3 protein-coding genes are annotated in these 4,090 nt (G+C 65.8%); all 3 read right to left on the bottom strand.

Features of this window, described 5'->3' with window-relative positions:
* Positions 1-2,531: sarcosine oxidase subunit alpha family protein (locus BMI01S_RS36195; RefSeq protein ID WP_042292868.1), on the bottom strand; the 2,531-nt coding region annotated here is incomplete at its 3' end.
* A complete protein-coding gene (locus tag BMI01S_RS36190; RefSeq protein WP_028233012.1) occupies positions 2,528-2,839 on the bottom strand; it encodes a sarcosine oxidase subunit delta in 312 nt (103 codons plus the stop codon). The genes BMI01S_RS36195 and BMI01S_RS36190, both read right to left, overlap by 4 nt.
* Before the next feature lie 13 nt (positions 2,840-2,852).
* Positions 2,853-4,090: sarcosine oxidase subunit beta family protein (locus tag BMI01S_RS36185; protein ID WP_063769763.1), on the bottom strand; the 1,238-nt coding region annotated here is incomplete at its 5' end.

The following is a 4,090-nucleotide window of genomic DNA, read 5'->3' as shown; positions in this document are numbered from 1 at the left end:
GGCGTGATGTCGAATTCGGCGCCCGCTTCCATGAGGGCTTCCCACACCATGCGGCCCGCGTTGGCCGGCACGTTCACTTCATAGGCCAGCTCGCCCGAGAAGCTGATGCGCATGACGCGCGACCTCACCCCGGCGACCGTGCCGTTGCGGTACGACATGAACGGGAACGCGGCATTGTCGAAGTCGATGTCCTTGCACACCTTCTGCAGCACCTTGCGGCTCTTCGGGCCGACCACAGCAAAGGTCGCCCAGTGATCCGTGACCGAAGCGAGGCGCACCTTCATGTCGGGCCATTCGGTCTGCAGCCAGCGTTCGAGCCACGTGAGCACGCGCGCGGCGCCGCCCGTGGTGGTCGTCATCATGTAGTGCTGCTCACCGAGGCGCACCGTCACGCCGTCGTCGAACACCATGCCGTTTTCGTCGAGCATCAGCCCATAGCGGCACTTGCCCACTTCGAGCTTGAGCCACGGGTTCGTGTACACCCAGTTCAGCAGCTTCGCGGCGTCCGGCCCCTGGATGTCGATCTTGCCCAGCGTCGAAGCGTCGAGTATGCCCACGCTGTTGCGAACCGCGAGGCACTCGCGCTTGACCGCCGCGTGCAGGTCCTCGCCGCTCTTCGGGTAGTACCAGGGGCGCTTCCAGTTGCCCACGTCCTCGAATTTCGCGCCATGCTGCACGTGCCATTCGTGAATGCAGGTCTTGCGGATCGGGTCGAGCAGGTCGCCGAGTTCGCGCCCCGCGAACGTGCCGAACGTGACGGGCGTGTAGTTCGGGCGGAACGTCGTCGTGCCCGTTTCGGGAATCGTCTTGCCGAGCGCGCCGGCGAGGATCGCCATGCCGTTGATGTTGCCGAGCTTGCCCTGGTCGGTGCCGAAACCCATGGCCGTGTAGCGCTTCACGTGCTCGACCGACTCGAAGCCTTCGCGCGCGGCGAGCAGGATGTCCGCCGCCGAGACATCGTTCTGGAAGTCGACGAACTGCTTCGGCCCGCGCGCCGCCTCCTTGCGGCTGCCCACGAGCCACAGCGCCTGCAGCGGCGTTTCCTCGACTTCGGCGGCCTTCGGCACGGCGGGCCGCTTGATGGGCAAACCAAGCGACTTTGCCGCGTCGATGCCGCCGTCCACGCCCTGCGTGAGCGCGCGGGCAAGGCCGAATTCGCCCACCGCCGCACCCACGCTCACTTCCTCCTGCACGCGCTTGCCCGGCAGGAAGCACGCCTTCGCGTCGCTCCAGTGCGCCTTGCCGCCCGACTGCGCGAACAGATGCAGCACGGGACTGAAGCCGCCCGAGACCGCGACGAGGTCGCACGCGAGCGTCGCCTGTTGCGAGCCGGTTTGACCGTTCGTGTAGCCCACCACATCGACCGAACTCACGCGCTGTTTTCCGTGCGCGCAGTGGATGGCCGCGTTGTACATCACTTTCACGCCCTGGCGGCGCGCGGCCGCCTGCAACGCGCCATTGCCCTGCATGCGCGAATCGACGACCGTTACGTTCGCGCCGCACGCCTTGAGGTCGAGCGCGCAGCGATAGCCAGCATCGTTGTTCGTGAACACGACCGCATTGCGTCCCGGCAACACGCCGTAGCGATGGATATACGTCGATACCGCCGAGGCCAGCATGATGCCCGGCAGATCGTTGTTGCCGAACACGATGGGGCGCTCGTGCGCACCGGTTGCTAGAATCACGCGTTTGGCGCGGATCTTCCAGAGCAGCTCGCGCGTGCCCTGACGCGTCGATACGGGCAGATGGTCCGTCAAACGCTGCGTGACGGTCACGAGATTGTGGTCCTGATAGCCGAACGCCGTGCTGCGCGACAGGATCTTCACGTCCGGCATCTGCTTGAGTTCGGCCTCGATCTTCTCGACCCAGTGCAGGGCCGGACGGCCGTCGATATCGGCCTTGCACGCAAGCAGGCTGCCGCCCAGCTCGCGCTGGTCGTCCACGAGAATCACGCGTGCGCCGCTCGCGCCCGCCGTATGCGCGGCCGCAAGACCAGCGGGGCCGCCGCCGATCACGAGCACGTCGCAATGCGCGAAGCACTTGTCGTAGCGGTCGGCGTCGCGCACTTCGGGCGCCTTGCCCAGACCCGCGGCGTCGCGAATCTTCTCTTCGTACTTCGGCCACCACTTGCGCGGCCACATGAACGTCTTGTAGTAGAAGCCCGCAGGCAGAAAGCGCGAGAACTTCTGGTTGATCGCCATGCGGTCGTTTTCGAGGCTCGGCTCGGCGTTCACGCTCGTCGCGACGAGGCCCTGGTACAGCTCGATCTCGGTCGCACGCGCGTTGGGCACCGTATGCGCGCCGCGCTCGAGCTGCACGATGGCGTTCGGCTCGGCCACGTCGGCCGTCATGATGCCGCGCGGGCGATGGTACTTGAAGCTGCGCGCGACGAAGTGGACGTCGTTGGCGAGCAGCGCGGAGGCGAGCGTGTCGCCCTGAAAGCCCTGATACGTGCGGCCGTTGAACGCGAAGTTCAGCGGAATCGCGCGGTTGATGCGCCCACCGGCGCCGAGGCGGTTCTTCTGGCTCATCGCTGCGTGCTCCCTTGCTTGCTGCCTTGCGTCTCATTGGCCACGTTGGCCGCGCCGAAGGTCTCGTAACTCTGGATCTCGTAGGTGACGGTGTCGCGCGTCGCCTTGAACCAGCGGCGGCACCCCTGCGCGTGCAGCCACTGCTCCCTGTGCACGCCACGCGGGTTGTGGCGCATGAAGAGGTAGTCGCCCCATTCCTCGTCGGTGAGCTTGTCGGTGTCGAGCGGGCGTGCAATGTCGGCTTCGCCGCCGCACGTGAACTCGACTTCGGCGCGGGGACCGCACCATGGGCATTCGATCAGCAACATGATCAGGTCTCCTTTAGTGCGCGACCGCAGCGGCGCCGTGTTCGTCGATCAGATGGCCCGTATAGAAGCGGTCCAGCGCAAAGGGCGCATTCAGCGGATGCGGCTCGTCGTTCGCGATCGTGTGCGCGAACACCCAGCCCGAGCCCGGCGTCGCCTTGAAGCCGCCCGTGCCCCAGCCGCAATTGAAATAGAGCCCTTTCACATGCGTCTTGCTGATGATCGGGCACGCGTCGGGCGAAACATCGACAATGCCGCCCCACTGCCGGTTCATGCGCACGCGCGAGAACACCGGGAACATTTCGACGATGGCCTGCAGCGTGCCCTCGATGATATGGAAGCTGCCGCGCTGGCCAAAGCCCGTGTACTGGTCCACGCCCGCGCCGATCACGAGATCGCCCTTGTCGGACTGGCTGATATAGGCATGCACCGCGTTGGACATGATGACGGTGTTCACGACGGGCTTGATCGGCTCCGACACCAGCGCCTGGAGCGGGTGGCTTTCGAGCGGCAGGCGCACGCCCGCCATGTCGGCGAGCGTCGTGGTGTTGCCGGCGGCCACCACGGCGACCTTCTTCGCCTTGATGAAACCCTTCGAGGTGTCCACGCCCGTCACGCGCGCGCCGTCGCGGCGGATGCCCGTCACCTGGCAGTTCTGGATGATGTCCACGCCGTGCTGGTCGGCGCCGCGCGCGAAGCCCCACGCCACCGCGTCGTGGCGCGCCACGCCCGCGCGGCGCTGGATCGAGGCGCCCAGCACGGGGTAACGGCTGTTCAGGTTGATGGTCGGCTCGATTTCCTTGATCTGCTCCGGCGTGAGGAATTCGGCGTCCACGCCGTTCAGGCGGTTCGCATTCACGCGGCGCTCGGTGTCACGCACGTCCTGCAGCGTGTGCGCGAGATTCATCACGCCGCGCTGGCTGAACATCACGTTGTAGTTCAGGTCCTGCGAGAGCCCTTCCCAGAGCTTCATCGCCTTTTCGTAGAGCGCCGCGGATTCATCCCACAGGTAATTGGAACGCACGATGGTCGTATTGCGCGCCGTATTGCCGCCGCCGATCCAGCCCTTCTCCAGGATCGCGACGTTCTTCACGCCGTGCTCCTTCGCGAGGTAATAGGCCGTCGCGAGACCATGGCCGCCGCCGCCGACGATCACCACGTCGTACTCCTTCTTCGGCTCCGGGCTTCTCCACTGCCGCTCCCAGTTCTCGTGATACGACAACCCGTTGCGGAACAGACTGAATATCGAATAGC

Origin of the sequence: Paraburkholderia mimosarum LMG 23256 = NBRC 106338, from assembly GCF_000739815.1 — a bacterium.
In the GTDB taxonomy this organism is placed as follows: domain Bacteria; phylum Pseudomonadota; class Gammaproteobacteria; order Burkholderiales; family Burkholderiaceae; genus Paraburkholderia; species Paraburkholderia mimosarum.
The sequence above is the reverse complement of the archived record's forward strand: the minus strand, read 5'-3'. Positions and strand labels throughout refer to the sequence as shown.

What these genes read in the sequence shown, in the direction of transcription:
- BMI01S_RS36190 (WP_028233012.1), bottom strand. Translation starts at nt 2,839, where the DNA reads ATGTTGCTGATCGAATGCCCATGGTGCGGTCCCCGCGCCGAAGTCGAG.